The 24,539-nt window shown below is 52.1% G+C and carries 19 protein-coding genes; 14 read left to right on the top strand and 5 right to left on the bottom strand.

Annotated features, from left to right (window positions below):
• Positions 1–241 precede the first annotated feature (241 nt).
• The 3 genes from PRIO_RS07595 (at position 242) to PRIO_RS07605 (ending at position 7,145) form a co-directional block, all read left to right on the top strand.
• A complete protein-coding gene (locus PRIO_RS07595; RefSeq protein WP_020427336.1) occupies positions 242–5,509 on the top strand; it encodes an S-layer homology domain-containing protein in 5,268 nt (1,755 codons plus the stop codon).
• Between the two features lie 199 nt (positions 5,510–5,708).
• Positions 5,709–6,554 (top strand): SDR family oxidoreductase, encoded by an 846-nt coding sequence (locus PRIO_RS07600; RefSeq protein ID WP_020427337.1) that lies wholly within the window; start codon positions 5,709–5,711, stop codon positions 6,552–6,554.
• Positions 6,555–6,641: 87 nt separating this feature from the next.
• Positions 6,642–7,145, top strand: a complete 504-nt coding sequence (locus PRIO_RS07605; RefSeq protein WP_020427338.1) for a GNAT family N-acetyltransferase — start codon at positions 6,642–6,644, stop codon at positions 7,143–7,145.
• Between the two features lie 43 nt (positions 7,146–7,188).
• Here the strand turns inward: PRIO_RS07605 and PRIO_RS07610 are convergent, their stop codons facing one another.
• Positions 7,189–7,533 (bottom strand): winged helix-turn-helix transcriptional regulator, encoded by a 345-nt coding sequence (locus tag PRIO_RS07610; protein WP_020427339.1) that lies wholly within the window; start codon positions 7,531–7,533, stop codon positions 7,189–7,191.
• A gap of 103 nt (positions 7,534–7,636) precedes the next feature.
• Between PRIO_RS07610 and PRIO_RS07615 the strand changes: the two genes are divergently transcribed.
• The 7 genes from PRIO_RS07615 to PRIO_RS07650 all read left to right on the top strand — a co-directional run bounded on the left by PRIO_RS07615 (position 7,637) and on the right by PRIO_RS07650 (position 13,370).
• A complete protein-coding gene (locus PRIO_RS07615; RefSeq protein ID WP_046501743.1) occupies positions 7,637–7,897 on the top strand; it encodes a YqkE family protein in 261 nt (86 codons plus the stop codon).
• A gap of 354 nt (positions 7,898–8,251) precedes the next feature.
• Complete coding sequence (locus PRIO_RS07625; RefSeq protein ID WP_020427341.1) at positions 8,252–9,706, top strand: RtcB family protein; 1,455 nt, start codon at positions 8,252–8,254, stop codon at positions 9,704–9,706.
• A 2-nt stretch (positions 9,707–9,708) separates the two neighbouring features.
• Positions 9,709–10,995, top strand: coding sequence for an ATP-binding protein (locus PRIO_RS07630; protein ID WP_020427342.1), 1,287 nt, complete (start codon positions 9,709–9,711; stop codon positions 10,993–10,995).
• A gap of 180 nt (positions 10,996–11,175) precedes the next feature.
• Positions 11,176–11,463 carry a sigma-70 family RNA polymerase sigma factor gene (locus PRIO_RS07635; RefSeq protein WP_020427343.1) on the top strand — a complete coding sequence of 96 codons (288 nt, stop codon included), beginning with the start codon at positions 11,176–11,178 and terminating at the stop codon, positions 11,461–11,463.
• Between the two features lie 55 nt (positions 11,464–11,518).
• Positions 11,519–12,025, top strand: a complete 507-nt coding sequence (locus PRIO_RS07640; RefSeq protein ID WP_020427344.1) for a metallophosphoesterase family protein — start codon at positions 11,519–11,521, stop codon at positions 12,023–12,025.
• A 150-nt stretch (positions 12,026–12,175) separates the two neighbouring features.
• Positions 12,176–12,634: a GNAT family N-acetyltransferase gene (locus PRIO_RS07645; RefSeq protein WP_039786946.1), complete on the top strand. Its 459-nt coding sequence runs from the start codon at positions 12,176–12,178 to the stop codon at positions 12,632–12,634.
• 22 nt (positions 12,635–12,656) lie between these two features.
• The gene (locus tag PRIO_RS07650) at positions 12,657–13,370 is read left to right on the top strand and encodes an HAD family hydrolase (protein ID WP_020427346.1); all 714 of its coding nucleotides are present in this window, start codon (positions 12,657–12,659) and stop codon (positions 13,368–13,370) included.
• A 111-nt stretch (positions 13,371–13,481) separates the two neighbouring features.
• On the opposite strand, the gene PRIO_RS07655 is transcribed toward PRIO_RS07650, so the two are convergent.
• On the bottom strand, positions 13,482–14,591 hold the full coding sequence (locus tag PRIO_RS07655; RefSeq protein WP_020427347.1) for an FAD:protein FMN transferase: 1,110 nt from the start codon (positions 14,589–14,591) through the stop codon (positions 13,482–13,484).
• A gap of 248 nt (positions 14,592–14,839) precedes the next feature.
• Here PRIO_RS07655 and PRIO_RS07660 point away from each other — a divergent pair, with 248 nt between their 5' ends.
• Positions 14,840–15,412, top strand: a complete 573-nt coding sequence (locus PRIO_RS07660; protein WP_020427348.1) for a TetR/AcrR family transcriptional regulator — start codon at positions 14,840–14,842, stop codon at positions 15,410–15,412.
• 102 nt (positions 15,413–15,514) lie between these two features.
• On the top strand, positions 15,515–17,608 hold the full coding sequence (locus PRIO_RS07665) for a YhgE/Pip domain-containing protein (RefSeq protein ID WP_020427349.1): 2,094 nt from the start codon (positions 15,515–15,517) through the stop codon (positions 17,606–17,608).
• A gap of 840 nt (positions 17,609–18,448) precedes the next feature.
• Here the strand turns inward: PRIO_RS07665 and PRIO_RS07670 are convergent.
• Complete coding sequence (locus tag PRIO_RS07670) at positions 18,449–19,381, bottom strand: glycosyltransferase family 2 protein (protein WP_020427350.1); 933 nt, start codon at positions 19,379–19,381, stop codon at positions 18,449–18,451.
• Positions 19,382–19,790: 409 nt separating this feature from the next.
• Here PRIO_RS07670 and PRIO_RS33755 point away from each other — a divergent pair, with 409 nt between their 5' ends.
• Together PRIO_RS33755 and PRIO_RS07680 are read left to right on the top strand one after the other, a co-directional pair.
• Positions 19,791–21,077 (top strand): glycosyltransferase family 4 protein, encoded by a 1,287-nt coding sequence (locus PRIO_RS33755; RefSeq protein WP_020427351.1) that lies wholly within the window; start codon positions 19,791–19,793, stop codon positions 21,075–21,077.
• 200 nt (positions 21,078–21,277) lie between these two features.
• Positions 21,278–22,000 (top strand): DsbA family oxidoreductase, encoded by a 723-nt coding sequence (locus tag PRIO_RS07680; protein WP_020427352.1) that lies wholly within the window; start codon positions 21,278–21,280, stop codon positions 21,998–22,000.
• 157 nt (positions 22,001–22,157) lie between these two features.
• Here the strand turns inward: PRIO_RS07680 and PRIO_RS07685 are convergent, their stop codons facing one another.
• Complete coding sequence (locus tag PRIO_RS07685) at positions 22,158–23,753, bottom strand: oleate hydratase (protein WP_039786948.1); 1,596 nt, start codon at positions 23,751–23,753, stop codon at positions 22,158–22,160.
• Positions 23,754–23,920: 167 nt separating this feature from the next.
• Entirely contained in the window at positions 23,921–24,490 is a 570-nt protein-coding gene (gene dhaS, locus PRIO_RS07690; RefSeq protein WP_020427354.1) for a dihydroxyacetone kinase transcriptional activator DhaS, read from the bottom strand.
• Positions 24,491–24,539: the final 49 nt, after the last annotated feature.

Raw genomic sequence — 24,539 nt, forward strand, 5'->3', positions numbered from 1 at the left:
GTCTTAAGTCCTGGTTTCATGCTTGATAAAATGGCGAAATGTGACAAAATATCTTTCTTTACGCTAAATTAACAGATTCTCCGGTCTATTGTTAAGGAATTGATTGACATTAAATAGGTCCTTAGATAGGATGCCATTATGTCTATCTGAATTTGACAATTCTGCTGGGGGAGGAGTCAAGGATAGATTCTGGATTGTAGGATTGGATGGAATGACTATCTTTGGTGTAAAGGAGACAATTATGTATTCAAAAAGGTTGAGAAGTGCAGTATCCATGGTATTGGTTTTCATTTTATCTTTTATGGGTGTGCTGGGGGTATCGGCTGCATCGCTGAAAGCGACGGTAGTAACCTCGGAGAAAATGCTGAACGGGACACAGAAGATCTCTGTCAACAGCGTGCTGGATGTAACCTACGGAGACTACAACAAGCTTAACGAAGTGAAGTTCTCTCTTAGTAAAGACGGCAATGTATTGGCAACCCAAATCAAGCAAAAAGATCAGGGAGAACGCCTATCTGCAGCAGATTCCGTATATTCGCTCAAGTACCCTGATATTTCATTTGAGGGACTCACCGCCGGAGAGGAGGTTGTGCTTCAGGCAGAATATCAAGGGGAGTCGGGGTTAATAGTTACTGACCCGCAGAGCATTAAGGTTCCTGCTTCATCTGAAATCCAAATTGTCGTGGAACGGATGACTAAGGATTCCGATACATACATAAATTCATCAACCGGAGAAGTCCGCAGCGATGATAAGAATGTCAGGCTGACGATTTTAAGCAAAGGCGTGCCGCTCGCCAACGAAGCGATTTCGGTTGGAACTTACTCCTCCTACAACAATCTGACTACAGATGAGGCTGGCCAGGTACAGATCATAGGAAACCCGAGAGTTTCGCTGACAAGTCCGGTGCTCTTTGTGTCTGTGCGTCAAGGAAAACCAGACTATGAGGCTATGCCTCTATATGTCAATAACCTCATGAAAGAAGGCACATACACAGCGGCTATCCGTTACCTTGACGGGAATGGAAAACTAATTCAGCAGCAATCGGACAATATTTCCCTGCCGAGTGGGGTAAGCCAATCCTTTGGCACTTCAGGGCTGGATGTGCTGGTGCTCAAAACAGGTGAAATTTCGGACTCTTATCCGGCGCTGATCAGATCAGTAGAAAACGAAGTATACATGTTCCAGACAAGCCAGACCGCATTGTATTCAGCTGCAGACGGGGCGCATCTGGAGATTGTCCAGGACAGCAGCGAATACAGCCGCTTGGGCTTTGAGTATTCATGGGAAGGGGCGCCTGTTGAGATGGAGTCCTTCTCCATTGTTCCCAACAACCAGTACAAACAAGTCAATTTAACCAGTCCGTTCAAGAACATAACCTCTAATTCATTATATGTGAAGAAAAATGTGGAATATGATATTACGGCAGTTGCAGGTATCCCCGGAACAAACAGCAAGGTTGTACTGAGAAACCAGGTCAAACCTGCCGAAGACCAGTTCACCGTGCAATATGCAGCCAACGCTGCGGACTTCAGCGCCCTGAAGGTTCAGGTGCCGGAGCGCGGACAAGGGCTGGGGGATCTATTCATTTCCTATTTGAATAATAAATTCAATTACAATGAGCTCAGCCTGAAGGTTCAGGCTGCTGATTCAACCCTGTACGTACGGAAAGGTGAAGAAATTCACCGTTTAACTACTACAGTTTCCGGCGCAGCCAAGAACAGCAGCTACAATGATGAAATCGTGCTGAATTCCTTTTTCACCCCGGCGGATAATGAGTATGTATTCAAGGGAGGAAGCAAATACACGTCTCAAGTCATTCTGAAGGTCCTTAGTTCCGACTACTATGATCAAGATGAAGTCCGCAATCAAATTGTACTGGGTGAGAACCTGCAGTTGCGGGTGGACATGAAAGACGAATACAATAACGCGATAGATTTGACAAGTGACTACACCATTCAAATTCTGGATGCCTCTGGAGCAATCGTTGAAGACAACGGACTCAGCTGGACATCTGAAGAAGAAGACGGCAAGCTGATGCGTATCAGCCAGCGGCAATGGAAGCCTGCGAAGTCCGGCGATTACACCATTCAATTTCTGCCGCATCACTACGTAAGCGGGACCGGGTACGTTAAGGGGGCAGTGATTGCCGAAACCGCCCTCAAGGTTCTGCCGAAGCAGGAGCTTGAAGTCGAAATCCGTGATAAGTCCGGAAATTTGGTGGACCTGGTGAATAAGCCTTATATGAACATAGACCAGGCTGAGAAGGTAACCGTTACTGTACGCGAGCATATTACAGGCGGACTTGGAAAAGTTCTTCCAGGTGTAAAGGTGACCCGGTACGGTGAAGACATCGGAGTAACAGATGAGCAGGGGCAACTGGTTCTGCCGGCAAGACTGGGAACGTATCTCGGCGAATTCTTTTTCAAGAAAACGGATTATTTATCCAGAACGGAATCTGTTGCCGTTATCGATCCGAAGAATCAAGCTGTAGTCCGGGTCCGGGGATTGGACAAGGCTGAAGGTGCTTATGACGGTGGAGTTCCGCTGGACTATGCTTACGTTCAAGCTGTTATCAAAAAGAGTGATGACAGCTATACCCAGCAGTCGAAGTTCATCGGCACCGGGGGCGAGCAGACATTTCTGGTTGTAGAATCGCCATCGACGGTCGGAGTAGATTTCATGCGCTATAACCGCAGCTATCTGGGGGTGGAATCTAAATACGGTTACTACATGTATGGTTCCATTCATACCGAGCCGGGTAAGGATTATTCCCTGGTGCTTGATGCAAGAGAACCGCTGCAGGCAGTCAGCAAAGTCAACCTGACTAAATATATGGAGGAATTATCGGTTATCCGCAAGGATTTGCCCGGCGTTGATTATGTGCCTTATGTAATCGACAGCAATACCAGTGAAGATAATTATTTTTATGCCACAGAAGGAACTTATAGCGTTCTTGCCCATACCAAGGGAGACATCTTTATTTACCGCGATGATGTTGCTGTAAATGCAGGAGATAATATATGGGATTATAATGACAGTGCCGCCGGATTAGCGACGCTGCTTGCTCCCGACTCAGGAAGCATTTACGGTGTAGAGTACATCACACCAGCCCGGTCGCAAATGAGAGGCTACTCCTACGATGCCAGACAGATCCAGTTGACTCCGGGGGAAGTCATCGTCAAGGTGGACCAATTGGTCGGCAGCCTTGAATATCAGTTCAATATTCATTTTGCTGCGGGAGCACTGAAAGCAGGAACGATATCGGAGCTTGTGCCGGGAGCTATTGCCGGATTGGATATTTTTGGACTGCAGAACGGCAAGCTGGTTCGCACCTCCGGCAATGAACAGCTGCAATTCGGATTAGTCGATACCGCAGGAAACCATATTGGCCAACTTAGTAAACCCCGGATTCTGGTTACAGACTATGGATCCTCCCGGGGATATAAACTTCTGTACCCTGAAGCGGCATCTTATGAGATCCAGGATGAGGCCGGAATGAAACTGTATGAAGGAACTTCTACCGGCTATCCAATTAACGTAAATAGAATTTTCCCAAATGGAACCTATGTGCTTAAAGCTTCGGTAACGATTGAAGGAAAAACCTATAGTTTGGACAAGAAATTTGTTTTGGATACAGCTGCGGGAACCGTTATCGATCCTGGTGTGCCTGTTCCGGGCGGAAACGGCGGCAGCGGGGGGACAGATCCGGGGAACGGCAGTAATCCCGATAATGGAAGCGGTAATGGCAGTGGTAACGGAAACGGAAATGGAAATGGTAATAGCAGTGGTAATGGTAACGGCGGTGTAACGGCACCTGTAACCACAACGCCGGTAAATGTGAACGTAAATGAACAGAATACGAAGCTTCAGGACTTGGTGAATAATACCAACGGGACACAGGCAGAACGGGCAGCAGCGGCGCAGAAAGCGCTGGGCAGCATTGCCGAATCCCTGAAGTCCGGGGCCACCGCCCAAGAAGCGGAACAGAACAGCAAAAGCATGTCTCAAGCCCTGGACAGTGCGGCCCAATTGCTGGCGAGCATTCAAGATCCTGCAGAGAAGCAAAAGATTGTCGGTTCAATCCATACCTTAATGGACAGCGCACCGTATATATTGAACAAGCTGGATACTGCTGACAAGGCGCTTGCTTTTGCACAGACTCTCATACAGAATGCGGCAGCAGTTCTGAATAACACACAGGGTGTTGCGGCAGCAGAGATTGAGCAATTGAAACAAAGCATAGTGTCATCGAGCCAGGCGGCCCTGAACAAAGCCGGCGAAGTTACAATCTCTAAGGAGCATGTGACTCTGGAGGGGAATACTGTCTCTTCACAATTGACTGAAGAACTCGTCAGCAAGCAGATTGAAGCCTCTAAGAAGGCTTTGGCTGCGGTATCAGAGCAGCTTACTGCTAAGCTGGGAGCAGGTCTGGCCAGTGAACTTAAGGTTTCCCTGACCGTTGAGGTCCCGGCGATGGGCGATGGTGTGAACAAGCTGAACACCTCGCTGCCTTCGGAGATTCTTAAGGTTCTTCAAGACAACAAAGTTGACGGTCTCAAGCTTCAGATGGGGACAACCGGATTCACCATTGAGCCGGATACATTCGGCACGGTGGAAGCGGGGCAGAAAATAACCCTGGCGGCTGAGGTAGTGGAGAATGCTGTGATCGGCAAGCCGGGTCAGGCAGAGCCATTGGCTACCCTGCCGGTGATGGAATTCCGCGCAACGGTAGGAGATAAGGCGGTTAAGCATTTCGAGAAGCCGGTTAACGTGACCTTCGATGTCTCCGCAATTAATACATCCAAATACCCGGCAGAGAACCTTGAGCGTCTCACAGTGTATGTGCTTAATGAGACCAGTCTGACCTGGGAAGCTGTTGGCGGTAAATATGATCCGGTTACACAAACAGTAAGTGCGCTTAGAGGGCATTTCAGCCGTTATACCGTAATGATCGGATCAGCGTCATTTAAGGATGTAGCAGACAATCATTGGGCGAAAAAAGAGATCAATTACCTGTTAACCAAGGGTATTCTGGAACAGACGGCGGAGTTTAATCCTTCGGGCAAGGTGACCCGTGCACAGTTCGCCAACTGGATTTCCAGAGCCTATGGTTTGGACGGCAGCGGGCTGACCCTGCCATTCAGCGACGTTGCAGCCGGAAGCGCCGGCTATAATGGAGTTGCCGCTGCTTATGAAGCCGGAATTATTACAGGCAAATCTTCTACGGTTTTTGACCCAGAGGCTACAATCAGCCGTCAGGAGATTGCTACGATGCTGGCACGCGCCCTTACGCTCTATAACGGGGCGAAGACAGTTGCCGATCCCGGAGCAGTGAACGCCGCTTATACTGATGGCGGTAAAATTGCCAAGTGGGCAGCAGCAGGCGTTGCTCTGGCTAATCGCACCGATCTTTTCAAAGGTTTTGAAGACGGGACTTTCCGTCCGGCACAAACGGCAACCAAAGCGGAAGCCGCCGCACTGATTTACAGACTTTATCAACTGAAATAAAGTGAACGGTCTGTATTAAACCCTTAAAGGCTGGCCTGTACGCAGATTCTGAGTCTGTGCAGGGCCAGTCTTTTTGTGTCCGGTGAGACCGGCTTTTCTTCATCCCCTGATATGATGTAACATAATCTTAGATATGTGCTTTTTAAAAGGCCGGGCCAGGTGAAGCTGACGGGTTCAGTATGAAGAGAGGGGAATGCTCATGGTAGGGAAGACAGTACTGGTGACCGGAGGCAACGCCGGGATGGGGCTGGCGACAACCATTGAAATGGCCCGCCGGGGAGCAGCGGTAATTATGGCCTGCCGCAGCCGTACGCGGGGAGAGGAAGCGCTGGCGGAAGCCAAGCGGCAGAGCGGGTCGGACAACATCAGGCTGATGTTGTGCGATCTGGCTTCATTCGATAGCGTGCGCGCTTTTGCAGAGGAATTTGCGGCCGGTTATCCGGTGCTTGATGTCCTGATCAATAATGCGGGTGTCGTTGCGCTCAAAAGACAGCTCACTGCAGACGGGTACGAGCTGGATTTCGGCGTGAACCATCTGGGTCACTTCCTGCTGACGAAGCTGCTGCTGGAGCGGCTGGTTGCCGCTGAACAGGGGCGGATTGTAGTGGTTGCCTCCGGTGCCTATAAGATCGGCAAGCTCCATCTGGAGGATCATACTCTCTCCCGCGGCTATAATCCGGCGAAGGCCTACGCCCGTTCCAAGCTGGCCAACATTCTGTTCACCCGGGAGCTGGCTGCACAGCTGCGGGGGACACAAGTTACGGTGAACGCGGTGCATCCGGGCGCAGTTGGCACAAGCATCGGGGTGAACCGTGAGACAGGGTTTGGCCGCTCGTTCTTGAAGCTGCTGTCCCCTTTCTTTCTGACGCCGGAGCAGGGAGCGGACACAGCCATTTGGCTGGCTGCAGCACCGGAGCTGCGGGGTGTGACCGGAGAATATTATTACCGGCGGAAAATTCAGGAGCTGTCCCCCAGAGCACGTGATGCTGCGGCAGCAGCACAATTATGGCAGTGGAGCCTGGAACACACCGGGCTGCTGCAATAACTGCATGACGGGGAAGGGCAGAGCAAGCTTGTACAGCTGCTGTGGAAAACAGTTGGAAATTCGTATAATTGCAGGAGGAATGGATAAATGACAGCGCAGAATTACAGCATTGAAGATGCGGCAGCCGGGGATTTGGCGGCGATCGTGGATATTTATAACTCGACGGTTGCAGGCAGGATGGTGACCGCCGATCTTGAGCCGGTGAGCGTTGCCGACAGGGAAAAGTGGTTTCAGGAGCATAACAGTCATCACAGGCCGCTCTGGGTGCTGAAAAAGGACGGAGAAATCGCCGCCTGGTTCAGCTTCCAGTCCTTTTACGGCCGTCCGGCCTATAACGGCACAGCGGAAATCAGTGTCTATGTAAATGAAAAATTCCGCGGCACAGGGGCAGGAAGCCTGCTGCTGGCCAAAGCTCTGGAAGAATGCCCCCGCCTTGGTCTGCAGAATCTGGTTGGCTTTGTGTTTGGCCACAATGAGCCAAGCCTGTCGCTGCTGCGGAAATTTGGTTTTGAAGAGTGGGGCCTGCTGCCGGGTGTTGCCGAAATGGACGGCGTTATGCGTGATCTGGTGATTATCGGCCGCAAGCTGTAATCCATGGGAAGGCGCTTCCGGCGTCAGCGGCGCTTCCCGGCGCTTAAAGCGGGCGGATGGATTCAGTCTGGCACTCTTCGGCGGTAATCCATGAATCCGACCACTGCTGCAGGTCACGGATCACAGATTCCAGTGCGCGTCCCTTATCCGTCAGAGAATATTGGATGCGGACGGGGGTCTCCGGGAATACCTCACGGAGAACGATCCCTTCCTGCTCAAGTTCCTTGAGCCGTTCGGAGAGCAGTCTGCCGCTGACCGGCAGGGCGGCTTCGATGACACTGAACCGCTGCGGTCCCTGGAGAAGCTGGTAGATGATTAAGCCCGTCCAACGTCTGCCGATGATATCCATGCTTTTTTGTAACCGTGGACACAAATCTGTAGATTTCATAAGGCTCACCTCTTAATTAACATTATAAACAAAAAGACCTGCAGCTAAAACAAATTTGAAAGTATATCAAATGGGACTGACCGCCCCGAAAGGATGATAAATAATGGCTAAGAAGAAAAAAACAGCCCCTGCACCGCGCCCCGCAGCTTCGGATGCTCCGGCAACCCTGAAGGATCTGCTGAGTAGCGATGTGCTGGATAAGCTGAAGGCGCAATCGGACGCGCTGAAGGCTGAGGAACACGAGAAAAAAGAAGCCGCCAGAAAGGCAGTGGAGGACCAGCGGAAGGCGGAGCAGAAACGTTTGGAGAACGATTTTGCCCATTTGCTGGAGAACAGCAGCCAGGATTGGCACAAATTTAAATAACCGCATTTCCAATAAAAGGGTTGACATGAAGCGGAACTGGCGTTTATTATTGGTTTTATCAAATTGAAGGGAGGCCGATGAGTCATGATTGGAAATATACAGCTTACAACCGCATATGGAAGATCTGATCTCATCGGCCCCGTCCGGGCAACATGATGTGCATCGGCCTGGCCTGCTGAGTGGTGCGGTCCGGGTCTGTGTGGCATGTGTTCTTAACCTTAACCAGGTGATATGTACGGAATCTCTGCGAAGAGCCGTGGATCAGAAGGATGATCTGCGGTTCTTTTTTGCGTACCCGTTTTATGCTTACAATACATTTATAGCTTACACTTTGAAGGGAATTGAACTACTATTATGAATTTTAATGAACAACAACAAGCGGGCGGTTATGACTCCCGTTATAAACATGAGCTTGCCCTGCCGGGCGGCGATCTGAAGGTGTACGCCAGCGAGCAGCTGTTTGCCACGCTGGATTACAAGGTACTGGAGATGGCGAACAACAATCTGCAAATTCCAAATATCGAATATATGAGCTACACCCCGGATGTGCATGTAGGCGTCGGAACCTGCATCGGCACAACGGCGGTATGGGATGCTGCTGACGGCTATGTGTCCCCGTCCATTGTGGGCAGCGATATCGGCTGCGGCATGCGCGTGCATCTGACTACACTGCACAAGGACGATCTGCGCGAAGTGAAGCTGCGCCGGAAGCTGGTGCGCGCCATCGAGAAATATTTGCCGATGGAGCAGCAGCAGCGGGGGACTTACAGTGATATCCGCCTGGAGAACATCGTCCGCAAGGGGCTGCACGGATTGCCGAACAAGTATGTGCCGGACAGCTACACCCCGAAGAAGTCGAGTGCCTTGTCGCATGTCGAGATCAGCAAGCTCGGTTTTGACGAAGAGATTCTCAATGAGCTGCCGGACATGGCCTGGCACCGGGGGCACCGCCAGCTTGGAACACTGGGCGGCGGCAACCACTTTGTGGAGATTCAGGCGATTGAAATTGCGGAGGAGCAGCGTGAATTGGCTGAAGCCTGGGGACTGCGGGACGGGCAGATTGCCGTAATGATCCACTCCGGCTCCCGGGCCTGGGGAGGCATGGTCAACCAGTTCTGCATCCCGGCCTTCGCCAAGGTGATGGGCCAGCTGGGCCTGGGCAGCGCCGATCCGCGCCTGATCTATGCTCCGCTTGCGCATCCGCAGGCCCGGCGCTACGTCAACCTGATGTACTCGGCGCTGAATTATGCGGTGGTGAACCGCCACCTGATCGCCTACGCGGTCCGCGAAGGCTTCCGCGATGTGTTTGGACCGAAATGCGAGCTGCGGACCCTCTACGACTTGATGCACAACTATGCCTGGCAAGAGCAGACGGCTGCCGGGACCAAGTTCGTGCACCGCAAAGGGGCAACCCGGGCGCTCCCGGCCGGACACCCGGATAATCCCCGGCCATATGCTGCTACCGGACATCCGGCGCTGATCCCCGGCTCCATGGGTACGGCCTCCTACATCATGGTCGGCCAGCCCGGAGGGGAAGAGAATTATTATTCCATCTGCCATGGAGCCGGCCGTATCCGCTCACGTTCGGCGACGAAGCGGCTGGTGTCGGTCAATGATTTTTCCAAGTCGCTGAGGGTTGGCCGGGAGGATGAGATTGTCGTCAATCAGCATTCTCTCGAATCTATCATTGACGAATCGCCTCAAGCCTATAAGAATGTAGATGAGATCATAGAAAGCGTTACGGGCGCCGGACTGGCTGCTGTCGTGGCCAAATGCAAGCCGCTCGCAGCGATAAAGGGGACCAAGTAACAATGGAGAAAGAGAACAAGTCACATACTGTAATTTACAAATACGACGAAAACGCCACGGGCATGATCAAGGGCTACGATGCCTATGCACGCCTGGTGGATGGAATTCTGGAGGCCTTGCACACCCGGTATGGCGTCCGCTACGAGCTGTATGCCAGTGACGATCCAAACAGTGAATACTGGAAGCTGCTGGAGAATGATGTACAGAGCGGACATCCCGGTGTGGAGCATGTGGCGCGGATTTTTGACCGTCTGGAGGACCGGACGTTTGTGTATGACGATGACAAGGAGCAGCCGGAATACAGCATCCATCTGTCGATCCGCAACAACGTGCTGGCTTATCCGGAGATGGGTGTGGCTCTGGCCCGGGTTCCTGTATTTCAGGAGAATGGCATCAATTTTCAGGACTATGTGTTTGCCGCCTCCGACGGGCAGCTGCAGGGGTTTCTGGGCAATGTGCGCAAGCGGCAGCGGGAACAGAATATCAATAAGGTGACGGTGTTCACCGACAGGCGCAATGGTATTTTCCGTGAGGATGAGCCGATAACACGTTCGGTTGGACGCGAGGCTGTCGTGCTGGAGGCGGGGATCAAAAAAGAGATTTACCGCTCACTCGACCAATTCTTCGATTCGGACCGCAGCTTTTATGTTACCTATGACATTCCCTACAAAAGAGGGATTCTGCTCTACGGTCACCCCGGCAACGGCAAGACCACACTGGTCAAATCCATCGCCGGGAGTGTGCCTGGTCCGGTGGTCTATTGGCAGATTACCGAATACACGAGCAGTGAATCGGTGAATGAGGTGTTCGAGGCCGCCGCCCGGCTGGCGCCGATGGTGCTGGTGATCGAGGACATCGATTCCATGCCGCAGGAGGTCAGATCCTTTTTCCTGAATACGCTGGACGGGGCCACCTCCAAGGAAGGGATTTTCCTAATCGGAACGACCAACTATCCGGAGAAAATAGACCCCGGCCTCATGAACCGCGCAGGACGCTTCGACCGGGCTTACGAGATCAAAATGCCGGACGAGGAGCTGCGGCTGGAGTATCTGAAGCTGCGCGGCTTCACGGCTTTTGCCGGGGAAGAGGGCGTTGCCGCCGCCGCGCGTCTGACGGCGGATTTCTCCCTGACCCAGCTCGGCGAACTCTACGTCAGCGCCGCGCTCGAATGGCATGAGAACGGCCGGGCCGATGTCGAGGCGCTTGTCCGCGGAATGCGCGGCGAGCTCGACAAAGGCCGCAAGCGGGAATGGTTGAAGGACGCTTCTTCGACCATTGGATTTTACTGAACGGATAAGACGACTCAATAGAGTATGTATGAGGGAGCCGTGAGGCTCCCTTTTTCCGGGAAAGCACCAGAGTAATCATCGAAGAGCCACTATTCCTGATCCATACAAATACAGACGCAAACGCAAACGCAAACCAAATTTTTGGCGGATTCATACGTGGATGGGTTAAGGGGGGAGGGGATGAAGCCAAATTCGCTGGATGAGCTGTACCAGATTTATGTTCAGGACATATACGCCTACTTGCGCTCCCTCTGCCATGATCATTACCTTGCGGAAGATCTGATGCAGGAAACCTTTTACCGTGCCTATCTGTATCTGGAGAATTGCCGTGAGGACAAGATTAAGCCCTGGCTGTTCCGTGTTGCGTACAATGCGTTTGTGGATCATACGCGGAAGGCGAAGAGGAGAATCACAGCCGCGTATACTTGCTTCTCCCCCCTGCAAATCGTACAATTATCTGAAAATTAGTATTCGCACAGCTGCGGTAGATGTTTGCGATTATGCAGATTAGGAGTTGAAGCAAATGAAGGTAGGAGTGGTATCGGATACGCATCTCTCAAGCAGGGCCAAGGGGCTGCCCTCCGTGCTTATGGAAGAATTCAGCAAGGTGGATATGATCCTGCATCTGGGCGATTGGGTATCGCTGGAAATCTATGATCTGCTGGCAGAGCTTGCCCCAGTAGAAGGGATTGCCGGCAACAACGACGGGGCCGAGATTATCCGGCGGTTTGGGGAACGCAAGATCGTTACGCTGGAAGGCGTGCGGATCGGAATGATTCATGGACATGCGCCTTACTCCCGCAAGGGAACCGACGGGAACGCGCTGCTCGCTTTTGAAGGCGAGAAGGTGGACTGCATCCTGTTTGGCCATTCCCACCAGCCGCTGCTTCGGCAGGAGGGGGATATTCTGCTGTTCAATCCCGGCTCACCTACGGATAAGCGGCGGGAGAAGCAGTATTCGTTCGGCCTCATGGATATTGAAGAGGGCAAAATCAGCGCGCGCCATATTTTCTACGATTCCAGGGGATAGGGCGGTCCTGAAGTTAAGTCCAAATGATGCGTGATTCTCTCCATGGTCTGAAGCCGGGCAATTCACTAAAATAGAATAAAGGATGAACCTCATGTGTTAGTAATCCTTGATATTCTATGGCGGAAGCAGCCGGAAAGTTGGAACCGGGACATGAACTATCATTTGGAACAAGCGGGGGTACAGGATCTGGAGCTGGCCGCTCCGCTATTTAATGATTACCGCGTCTTTTATGGGCAGCAGCCGGATTTGGCAGGAGCCCATCAATTCCTGGAAGCGAGAATGGACAATAAGGAATCGGCCCTGTTCATAGCGGTGACAGGGGAAGGAGCTTACAGGCAGGCAGGAGGCTTTGCGCAGCTGTATCCGTCCTTTTCATCCGTAACCATGCAGCGGGTATGGATTCTGAATGATCTGTTTGTCGCAGCGGAGCAGCGCGGGAAGGGATTAGGGTCATTGTTGCTAACGGGAGTGCGGGAATTTGCCCGCGATACAGGCGCCAAGGGTCTGGAACTAACCACGATGACCAATAATACCGGAGCGCAGCGTCTATATGAGGCGCATGGCTACAGCCGGGAGGATGAATTTTTTTCTTATCATTTGTTTTTTTGAAAAGAAAGTTAGGAGCGTTAATGTGGATAACAGCAATGGAAAGCTAGCCATATTTTTTGATCTGGATGATACGCTGTACGACCATCTGATTCCTTTCCGGGAAGCGGTGCGCGAGGTGCTGAAGCCGGATGAGAGCCATTTGAATTATGCGGATCTGTTCTACAAGGTAAGGCATCACAGTGATCTGCTCTGGCCGAAGTATTTGCGCGGGGAGCTTGAGCTTGAAGAAACGCGGGTACGGCGGCTGGAGCTGGCTTTTGCGGAATATGGTCTGGAGCTGAGCCGGGAGCAGGCGGCCAAGGTGCAGGCAGCATACATCGGCCGCCAGTACAGCATTGAGATGATCGAAGGGGCCGCTGAACAGCTTCAGCGTTTTATTTCCCTGGGACATAAGGTCGGGATCATTACGAATGGCCCCCAGGACCATCAGATGAGCAAGCTGCGCGGACTGGGCGTCGACAGGCTGATCCCTGAAGAGATGATTTTTATCTCGGATGCGGTGGGACTGGCCAAGCCGGACCCGGCAATCTTTGCCCATGTGAACCGGGTGACCGGGACAACGGCTGGACAGTCGCTCTACGTAGGGGATACATGGGATAATGATGTGGTCGGAGCGCTTGAGGCAGGCTGGAAGGTGTGCTGGTACAACCCACGGGGCAGACAGCCGGGAACAGCGCATAAGCCGAGCTATATCTTCGCCAGCTACCGTGAATTCAGTGAGCTTCCTTTAATTTAAAAGATATGGGGTGTACTCTCCAGACTTTTTATTAACGCAGAGCAGCGATTCTCCAATAACAGGGGAATCGCTGCTCTTTTGACGTTTTAAGTTTTTGAGAAGATAGAGGGTTTAATTGGCGAACGTATATGTCGGGTCGGTCAGCTGCAGTCTTTTTTTCAAATCGGAGGTTGCGTAGATCTTGTTGTCGTCCGTGATAAAAAAGGCGTCCACCTTCTCCGGCAGCGATTCCAGATATTTCATGCCATCCTCCAGACCCATAAGGAACACTCCGGTAGACAGGGCATCCGCATCAGTTGCGTTGGGGCTCATAATGGTGATGCTTTTCAGCCCGTTCTGGGATGGAAAACCTGTGCGCGGGTCAAGAATGTGGTGATAACGCACACCGTCCTGCATGAAGAAACGTTCGTATACACCGGAGGCGTCTATAACCTCATCCGAAATTTTGATGGTTCCCAGTTGGCTGCCGCGGCTTTGATCCGGGTCCTGCAAGCCGATGTTCCAGGGCGAGCCGTTAGGCTTGTTCCCAAGCGCAATAATGCTGCTGCCCCCAAGGTTGATCATTGCGCTGTCGAGCCCCTGCTCCTTCAAATAATCGGCAATGCGGTCGGCTGCATACCCTTTGCCGATCCCGCCCATATCCAGCACCATGCCTTCTTTGGCCAGCTTGACGGTCTTCGCAGCCTCATCCACAATAACATCTTTATAATTGGTCAAGGCCTTGGCCTTGTCGATCTCCGCCTGAGGAGGAACCGATTCTCCGCCGCTGCCGATATTCCACAGATCCACGAGCGGGCCGATTGTCGGGTCGAACAGCCCGTCCATTTCCTCGGCGTATTTCAGCGACTGCTTAACAATATCCAGCGTTTCATCGGAGACTGCAACGGCCTCCTTGCCGGCAGCCTTATTTACCGCATACAACTCTCCGTCTTCCTTGGTGCGGCTGAACTCTTTATCCATGCGCTCCAGCATCTGCTGGATGTCATCCATATTTTTCTGCTCGGCCTTGTCGCCGAAAACCTTGATATTCACAACGGTATCATAAATATAAAACGTCTGCTCCAGGGACTTCGTTCCGCCATCCGTGGATACCTTAGCGCCGCCGGCGGTCTCTTCCGGACTGCTGTTCTTGTCCTTGCTGCTGCCGCAGGCTGTGACAGACAGAGCGATGATAATGACGAAAACGACGAGGAGAAGTGTCGATTTTTTGTTCTTGAGCATGTTCCACCATCCATAAAGTTAGTTTCTTGATCACATCCTTACTATAATACCCCAGATCAGCAGGCAATGGATACTTATTTCATGACATTTTGGGCATAAGATACAGGTGGGATTCACGCTTCGGGTGAAAGAATTAATTAAAATTGTTGTCATATCGGCGCAGACATGTTAAATTGATTGTTGACCGACTGACCAAAAATAAAATTTAGTCAATTATTGACTGTTTAGGAAGGAAAGGAGCTTGAGCCATGTCTATCGACCGCAAAGCATTAATTCTGCAGGCGGCGACCAAATCCTTTGTACAGTTTGGCTATAAAGCCACGACTATGGATCAAGTGTCCAAGATCGCAAATGTAGGCAAAGGCACGATTTATACTTTTTTCAAAACCAAGGAAGAATTATTCGAAGAAATTCTGGACAAGGCCTCCCAGGAGCTGACCTCGGTCATGAACCGTTTGGCGGCGGAGGACAACACTTTTATCCAGAAGCTGTTCAATCTGCTCGACTCCATTCTGGAATTCCGCTCCGATCATGAGCTGTTCGTCAAGCTGGCGCAGGAAGTGCGCGATATCGGGACTGTCCAGGCGCTTGAAGGAGTGAAGCGGATGGAGGAATATGCGCTGGATTTCCTGCGGTATCAGATTGAGCAGGCGATGGAGCGCGGGGAAGTGAAGCCCTGTGATGCCAGCGTGGCAGCGTTTATGATTTTCCGGCTATACCTGGCTTTGACTACTGAATGGAACAAGGAACATGAGCCCCTGGACAAAAACCGGATCAAGGAGCATATGATTCTGTTTATTTCAAATGGCATACTTATCTAGAAGCCAAGCCATACAGCCTGCAAGGGCTATTTTTTTCCAATAGTTATGATTGATTATGAAAATTTTCACGAATTTACAAACAAGAGATAGAAGGTGCCGGCAATGAAAGTTATTACTGTGTTTCTGAAGGATATGAAAATACTTTTGACCAAGCCTATGCTTGTGCTCACTTTACTGGGTGTAGCGGCGTTGCCGATGCTGTACAGCAGCTTTTTGGTGGATGCCTCCTGGGACCCGTACGGCAATACGGGCAAGCTCCCTGTTGCTGTTGTTAACCTGGATAAGGGAGCTGTCTATGAGGGCAAATCCATGGAAGTGGGAAAGGACTTCGTGGATGAGCTGAAGGATAACGACGATTTCAAGTGGAATTTCGTTAACGCGGCTGAAGCCGAGGACGGCATGGCCCATAACCGTTATTATATGACCATTACGATTCCCGCCAACTTTTCGGAAAATGCGACAACACTGACTGCGGAGCATCCGGTTCAGGCAGAGATTGTGTTCGAGCCGAACAGCGACTATAACTTTGTCGCCGGGCAAATCGGCAACAGTGCGATGAGCAAGCTGAAGGCCAAGCTGTCCACCCAGATAACAGCAGCCTATACTCGCAGTATGTTCGAGCAGGTGGACACGATCTCGCAAGGCCTTGGAGATGCAGGCGAAGGTGCAACTAAGCTTAAGGATGGAGCAGGCAAACTCCAGGGCGGGTTGGCCACGCTGAAGACCAACCTGAACAAGCTGGCCAGCGGCACAACCGAGCTGCAAAGCGGACTGAAGCTGCTGTATAACGGCGCGGGCAGTCTGAAGCAAGGCACAGGTACACTCACGCAGGGAACGACAGGCTTGGCCGGCGGATTAAGCCAGCTGGTCAAGGCTGAGCAACAGCTCCAGGCTGGTGCTGTGCAGTCGCAGAAAGGCGCTGCACAGCTGAACGAAGGGTTGCTGGCCTCGAAGACGGGCAGCAGCCAGCTGAAAGAGGGACTGACCGCGTCTGAAGCGGCCAGCAGCCAGCTTGCCGCCGGTGCGGATCAGGTGGCCAAGGGGCTGGAGCAGATGATGGCGGCAACGCCCGGCCTGCAGGAGAATGAGCAGTTCCAGCAGCTGCTGGCTGCAAGCCGGCAGGTTGCCGCAGGCAGCCAGCAGCTGCACACCGGACAGGAGCAGCTGCTGGCCGGCAGTACCAAGCTGGACTCGGGACAGCAGCAATTGGCTGCAGGCGCCAAGCAGCTAAGCGATGGCGGCTCCCAGCTGGCCACAGGGCTGCAGACCTTTGGCCAGAAGCTGAATCAGGCCAGCGCAGGCGGCAGCAAGCTGGCTGCCGGGGCTGCGGCGCTGAACAAGGGCGCCGTCCAGCTGGGGCAAGGGCTGACCAAGCTTGCGGGAGGCGTAGACGGCCTCTCTGAAGGAGCGGTCAAACTGAAGGATGGAGCGGGAGAACTGAATGACGGCGCCGGCAAGCTGGCCAGCGGCAGCGGTGAACTGGCGGAGAAGCTGACCGACGCCGCAGCGGATACCTCCAGCGTGAAATCCGGGGATGATACGGTGAGCATGTTCGCCGAGCCGGTGAAGCTCACAGAGAAGACGGATCATAAGCTGGATCACTATGGACTGGGAATCGCGCCGTATTTCTTGTCGCTTGCCCTGTTCGTGGGAGCGCTGGTGTTCAGTACTGTATTCTCACTGCGCGATTCGAATGTGCCGGGCGCTTCGCCGATGGGCCGATTTCTGAGCCGGACGCTCACCTTCGTGATGGTCAGCATTCTCCAGTCGCTTCTTGCCGATATTGTCCTGTTATACGGCCTGAAGCTGGAGGTACAGAGCGTACCACTCTTCTTCCTGTTCACGCTGATCGTCAGCTTCAGCTTCACGATGATTGTTCAGGCACTGGTTACGTGGCTGGATAATCCGGGACGCTTCCTGGCGATTGTACTGATGATCTTCCAGCTCACTTCAAGCGCCGGCACCTTCCCGCTGGAGATGCTGCCAGGCTGGATGCAGAAGGTTAATCCTTGGCTGCCCATGACGCACAGCATCGTCGGCTACAAGGCAATCATCGGCAGCGGAGACTACGCATTGATGAGAGAGCAAATCGTCTACTTGCTGATTTACGCTGTGATCTTCCTGGCGCTCACCTTCTTGTACTTTGCACGCCAGAACAAGCGCACTGCAGCGCCTTCTAAGGAGCTTGCGGTCTAAGGCAGCCCTTGGGTGAAAGGAAATATGAAGGATCAGCTTCGCTAGGCGGCGGCTGAGCGAAAGATAAGGCATAAACGCAAGAGTCCCCCCATAAGGCGGACCTGAACGACCTATTACGGAAACTTCCGCCCCTCAGAGGGAGGCCACTGAAAATTAGCTTTACAGTGGCCTCCCTCTGAGGGGAACGGGAGTTTTTTTGTTCTTTATTACTCCTGTTGGTCGGAAATAATGATTTTCTTCTATTGCATGTATGGTGTAGAGACTGGGAGTTGGGGAAAGTAAGGTGGCGCAAGAAAGGAAGGAAGCAAGAGTACAGTAACAAGAAAGAAGGGGGAAGGACGCAAGGAGGGAAGGGACTGTCCGCGAGAGTTGCAGGGAGGCGAAGTGGAATTAGTTCACTTCAATCGGCAAAAAAGCATTAAGCAGAGGAAATAGTGGGAAAAAGTAAAGTTAATTTAAGCGAATTTCCCTGTATTGCCGGGAATCGGCCGGATTAGTTGTCCTTTTTCCAACTAACACCTCTGGAAAAGGGGCATGAAGGAGATTTAAGTTTACTTTTTCCACTTGGGCCTGCTGCCGGATACCCTAAAAACTTATAATGCAAAACGGCTATGCAATCCAATGAAGGACGGCATAGCCGTTAGGTCCAGGGTAACCCGGTCCATGCATGGATTCCCGGCAAGCTGGCTCCTATTTAACTAATTTCGGCATAGTATTCCTGCATAACTAATTCCTGCATAACTAATTCCTGCATAGCTGGTTCCTGCATAGCTAATTCCTGCATAACTGGTTCCTGCATAACTAGCTCATGTTTAACTGATTCATCAAGCTGGCTCGTGCCTAGTCCAGCATATACTCACGGTACTTGTTCTTGCGGGGGTTCAGTACGAAGAGAATGCCGCTGAGGTAGCCTGAAACGGCATTAAAGTTGCGCTTCAATGTCGATTTGCCGGTTAGATAAGTCAGCGTCCACAGCAGGGCGGCGTAATTTTTCACCGGGGCTTTGCGCAGATTCAGCAGATAATAATGGTTGACGGCCGTGGCCCGCGCGACCCGGCCCGCCTTGTCGCGGGAGCTTGGAGACTCGTGGTGGGTAATCTTCATATCCGGATTGATCACTAGCTTGCCGTATTTGCTGGCCAGATGGCACATATAAATATCGTCAGCCACTGCATAGCTGGTCATCCAGGGATAAGGCTTCATGTCCTTCAGCGCCGAAGCACGGAAGGACATATTGCAGCCGTGGAAAAAATCCGTTTCAAAGGTATCCTCAGTCTCTCCCCAGAGCAGCAGAGAGCCTGCAAGTGTGCTGGCAGACAGCCGGCCTGGCGAAGCTGACATTTGGCAGGTCAGCATACCGAGCAGCTTGCCGGATCTGCTGCTGGACATGCCTTTGGCTATGCCCCCGACCCCGACGATTGACTTGTCCGCCGCGTAGGTATCCAGCATCCGGCGGATATACAGCGGATCATCCAGTTCGGCATCGTCGTCGAAGCTGAGCAGAATGTCTCCATCGATCAGTCCGAGTGCCTCATACCGGGAGAGCCAGACACCGGGCTTGGTTTTGCGGTAATAACGCAGCTCCGCTTGAGGCATCCGGTTCAGCACTTTGCGGAAGTACTCCAGCACCTGCTCCTCAATATTGCCATCGTCCACAATCAGCAGCTCAATCGAGACATCTTCAAGATCGGTCTGCCTGCCGATAGACTCAATGCACAGCGTAAGATCCTTGATCCGGTTGCGCGTGGGAATTACGATAGACACATCATGCATGCCGCTGACTCCTTCCGGGACGCGCCTGGCGTCCGCTTTACCATAATATAATGCACCGAAACTTCTTGTTGCTCTAAGTGTACCCCCCTTCAGGTAGGGCGTATATACCACTTTCGTTTACTTTTTTTTATAGCGTTTACGATTATAATGATTAGGAAAATAGTTGCAGATTTTTTTAAGTAGTACGAACTATTTGGACCAAGCTTAATCTATGCTTCCGGGGCCAGTTTTGCGAAGCGGATCTAGGAAGCTTAAGCTATCAAAACTTAAGTGTATGCTTCCGAAGTCAGTTTTTCGCAGCAGATGCAGGAAGTAGATGCTATCAAAACTTAAGTGTATGCTTCCGAAGTCAGTTTTGCGAAATGGATTCAGGAAGCTTAAGCTATCAAAACTTTAAGGAGGAGACGTTATGCATGTCGGGATTTTTATGCATACCAATTACTTTGAAGATTTCTTCGTAAAAGGCCTGGGTCTCAGTGAAGAGGAATATGTAAGTTCGTATCATAACGATTTTTCTTTCGACTATGCGCGTCTTTTACATACCAAAGGCATCCGCACCACTATCTACAATTTCACCCGGGTCGGCGATGAGGTCCGCACTTACCGGCATGGCATTGTGGATTGCACCATTAAATTCATTCCTGTGGGCAGACTTTATAAATCGTATTGCCTGATTCCGCTCTCCCACCGGACACCCATCGGCAAATTTATCTCCCAATATATATCCACCATTCAAAAGGATCTGGCCGGAATTTTGCGCGGGGACGGGGTCAGCCTGATTTATGCCCAGGAATATGCCTCCGGACGTTTTGAACGGCTGGCTTCGACGGCCAAGGAGCTGAACATTCCAATCATTGCCGCCTATCACGGGGGCAGCATACATAAATGGATAATGCCTATTAAGAAGCATACGCTGCACAAGGCTTCCTTTTTGACAACGCTTAACGAGGATGAACAGAAAAGCATGGTCAGCCACTTCCCGCATCTCGCGGAACGGATACGGCTGCTGCCCAATTTTGTGAATTCAGCGATTTTTTACAAGCGGGACAAGGAGCAGGCGCTGGCGGAGCTTGGGCTAGACCCGGAGAACAGATATTTGATTACGGTGGGCCGTTTATTCGAATACCAAAAGGGGCATTCCCTGCTGGTTCAAGCTGCGGAGCAGCTCAGGCATATTCCGGACCTGAAGATACTGATCGCCGGCGGCGGGCCGGATGAGCAGAGCCTAAGGGCGCTGATTAAGGAAAAAAATCTGGAGGACCGCATAATTCTCCTCGGCACGATCCGCAACAAGGATGTTCTGGCCAGCTACTACAGTGTTTCCGAGCTGTTCGTGCTGCCTTCCCGGTATGAAGGGCTGCCGCTGGTCATCCTGGAAGCCGGGGCCTGCGGGCTGCCGACGGTTGCTTTTAATGTAATGGGGGTGCGCGGGCTGGTTCAGCATGGGGTAAGCGGCCTGCTCGCCGAAGGGCTGGAGCCGTCCGCACTGGCGGCCTCACTGGATACATTGCTCGGAAACCCGGAGCTGTGTGCGGAGATGGGGGAAGCTGCCCTGCAGATCGTCCGCTCTGACTACTCAGAGGAGATTATCGGGGCACGGCTGTATAATCTGCTGCAGGAAAGCCTGGGACTCGATCCTTCGGCAGCCCAAATTGGCGGCGACAGCTTCGCACCGGAGCTGGGCACACCCGTGTAAGCAGCTTGTGTGTATGGAGCAATTTCATGTATACAATCGAATGATCATGAGCATCATATGTCACGCTCAATGATGGAGCTGTGAAAACCGCGGCGGAAGAAATATACTTGTAATTTTCAGTTTTTAACTATACAATTGTAAGTGATATATATTTATGTAAGTGAGATATGTTAAGTTACTAAGATTCAGGAGGAATCCCCATGAGAATAGATGTATGGTCCGATAATGCCTGTCCATTCTGCTATATCGGCAAAAGACGGCTGGAGCACGCGCTGAGCCAGTTCGAAGGACAAGAGAAGGTAGAAGTGGTCTTCCGCAGCTTCCAGCTCGATCCCGGCGCACCGGTGCAGGCAACCCAGGATGTATATGATATGCTGGCTGCCAAATACGGAATGACCCGTGAGAAAGCGATAGCCACGAATGCACAACTGGCAGAGCAAGCCAAAGGCGTGGGTCTGGAGTTCAACTTCGATACCGTGCAGAATACGAACACTTTTGACAGCCACCGTTTGAGCCATTTTGCTGCCGCCAAAGGCAAAGGCGCCGAGATGTCGGAGCGGCTGCTGTGTGCTTATTTTACCGATGGGCATAATCTGGCAGACCGTGAGGAGCTGGTTTCTCTGGCTGCCGAGGTTGGGCTGGATGCCGCAGAAGCTGCAGCGATGCTGGAAACAGACGCCTACGCGGATGCAGTGGACACCGATATTGCGGAAGCACAGCGGCTGAATATCACGGGCGTACCGTTCTTCGTATTCAATAATAAATATGCCGTATCAGGCGCTCAGCCGGGTCCGGTCTTCTCTGAGGTGCTGGATACCGTCTGGGCTGAAGAGAAGAATATACCTGAGCTTCAGGTGATCGGACAACCTAAGTCCAAGGCCCCGGATGCCGAAGGCTGCGACGACGGCTCCTGCAGCATCTGACAGGCAGATGCCCGGCCTGGGGCAGCCTGCCCGGACCCTTGGCTGATTGGCACAGCCTGAATGCAGCGCACCAAAGCCCCCTGCCGTTAGTGAATGCTAACGGCAGGGGGCTTTTTCTAATGCTGCTGGATGTTATTCGGAACCTGGAGCAGCAGGCTTATCTGAACGAAGTCACAAAGCTTGAGAACAACGTCCGCACATCATATTGGTACTGGTTGATCGGCTCCACAGGGCGGTTCACACCCATCAGCGTGTACACGGCAATTCTGGCTGCCCGGACGGAATATTCCTCGGTGAACACGACGTCATCCGGGATTTCGCAGAATTGGCTGATAAAAGCCAGGTTGGTGGAGCCTTCGGGAACCACCTTCGGCCGGTCGCTGTTCAGTCTCGGCATGAACTGGGCGGTAATGTATGGCATCATGCAAGGGATACAGTTGGCGGTAGCCATGATCTCTTTCTTATGCGCTTCGAAATGAAGGTGGCCGATCAGCTCCTGCATGATTTCTTCCCCGGTACAGTCGCACATTCTTTTCTTCACGAAGTCGCCGACCTTGTCCGGGTACAGCCCATAACCCCAGAATACCTTGACATGCTCCGGCTGATTGCGGAAATGCGGCTGGAAGGCCAGCACCACAGACATGAACCAACTGGAATCCTTGAAGGTGACGAGCGCGCCTGTGCCGGCCCGGTTGCGTGTGAATTTTTCCATAAGATCAAAGAATACCGAGTCCTGGAAGGTGACGGTGAAGGATTCCCACTTCGAGCCGTCCACATGATCGTCAAAGGAGGAAGGGTTGCCGAGGCCCGGTTTTTTGGCGGCGATATTCTCCCACAGCTTCCAGGAGCTTCCCTTACCGTTCAGGCGCGGAGCGGTTGTCATCGAACCGAGGCTGGAGCCTTCGGTCATGGAGCCGTTCGTAACGATCACGCGGTCCCCTTCAGCAATCTCAATGACATCGGGAACGCCCTGCCGCAGCACATGCATCTTCGTAACTGTAATGCCGTCGCCGTCTTTGAAATCCAGATCGGTGACGGTGCATTTCAGAGTGAAGTCTACGCCGAAAGGCTCCAGATATTTGTGCAGCGGCAGAATAATCGAATCATATTGGTTATAGGGGGTACGGGTAACCCCCTCAAGCGTTTGAATACGCGGAAATTCATGCATGAAGCGGAGCATATATCTTTTGAATTCAACCGCACTGTGCCAAGGCTGGAAGGCAAAGGTCGTTGCCCACATATACCAGAAATTCGTCTGGAAAAAGTGCGGAGCGAACCAGTCGTTGATCCGTGCTTTGCCCATTTTATCCTCAGGAGTAATAATCAGCTTGCCCATGGCCAGACGGTCGGCCATATCGAAGCCCATCGACAGCACGTCTTCGACTTCACCGTTCTTGTTGATCAGGCGGGCATTGGCATGTGTGGGATTGGCGTCATCGAAGGCGGTAATTTCCTCCCGCACCGATTGCCCCGGATGGTCGATTGAAGGAATGGTGCTCAGCAGCTCCCACAGGTTCTCGTAGGCCTCATCGTTCAGCATCCGGCCGCCCCGGATGACATAACCTTGTTCACTGTTGCCCGCGCCGTCATTGCTGCCGCCGAGGATCTTCATCTCTTCAATAATGTGAATGTTCTGTCCGGGAAAGTCACAGTCTCTGACGAGATAGGCTGCACCTGCAAGAGATGCAATACCGCCGCCGACAAAATAAACCTGGCTGTTACCGTACTCTTTTTTCACTCGTGTCGCCTCCATAGGGTTGCTGTTTGATGTTGCTGTCCCTAATGTAAACCAAGGCTTGCGTACAGGGTATGGCCAATAGTCTGCGAGTGTATGAATTTTGGTCACTTGGAGCAAAGTGTAAGGTTTTCCGACAACGGCTGAAGGCCGGAGAAGCCAAAAAGCCGCCGAACCCGAAACGGTTACGACAGCTTTTTCTCGTATTGATGCAGCGCTTTGGCAAAATTCCCTTCAATCAGCACACTGAGCTTGCCGATAATCACCTTCGGATCATCTTTCATGCCGCCGCGCATCCAGTGGATCACAAGGCCCGTAAAAGCCAGCGTATAAAAATTGGCGATAAACCGCTTATCCTCGGCGTCAACCTCCATCCCGCCCGCGAGCTCTTGAATCACACCCATGATCAGATCGTTCGTCACTTCATACAGATACGCATCCAGATGCGTCCTGCCCAGGGAGTCCAGCGTATTGTTGCAAAAGGCCTTGTTGGCTTCGATGTAGCAAAAAATCCGGTAAAACCCGCCCGTCCACGTATTGTAGCTGCGATATTGGGCGATGCTCTCCAACGCTTCCGTCTGGTAAATCCAGCCGAGCAGCTCAAAAATATCCTGGAAATGATAATAGAACGTCTGACGGTTGAGCCCGCAATCGTCCACCAGATGCTTGACTGAAATTTTGTTCAGCGGTACGTGCTCCATCAGGGTCTTCAGGGAATGGGCGAGGGCTTTTTTGGTCAAAAGGGAATTGGACACGGGTTATCCACCTCATTATATGATGCTGGTGACATTGAATTGATACCGC

The sequence above is a fragment of the Paenibacillus riograndensis SBR5 genome, from assembly GCF_000981585.1.
Taxonomy (GTDB): domain Bacteria; phylum Bacillota; class Bacilli; order Paenibacillales; family Paenibacillaceae; genus Paenibacillus_AQ; species Paenibacillus_AQ riograndensis.